Origin of the sequence: Ruminococcus sp. N15.MGS-57 (genome assembly GCF_000980385.1) — a bacterium.
Lineage (GTDB): Bacteria > Bacillota > Clostridia > Oscillospirales > Ruminococcaceae > Hominimerdicola > Hominimerdicola aceti.
Window position 1 is genome coordinate 1 of record NZ_LARF01000161.1, and the last position, 289, is coordinate 289.

A 289-nucleotide genomic window follows, 5' to 3' on the forward strand; every position below is an offset into this window, starting at 1 on the left:
TGGCTGCTTCTGAGCCAACATCCTAGTTGTCTTCGAAATCCCACATCCTTTTCCACTTAACACGCACTTTGGGACCTTAGCTGTAGGTCTGGGCTCTTTCCCTTTTGACCACCCAACTTATCTCGTGCAGTCTGACTCCCGTGCATCACCTCTATGGCATTCGGAGTTTGATAATCTTCGGTAGACTTTGACGCCCCCTAGGATATTCAGTGCTCTACCTCCACAAGGTTAACACGAGGCTAGCCCTAAAGCTATTTCGAGGAGAACCAGCTATCTCCGGGTTCGATTG

1 rRNA gene is annotated in these 289 nt (G+C 49.5%); it reads right to left on the bottom strand.

What is annotated here, in order from left to right:
- Positions 1-289, bottom strand: a 23S ribosomal RNA gene (locus tag WS40_RS11095); the annotation flags it as partial.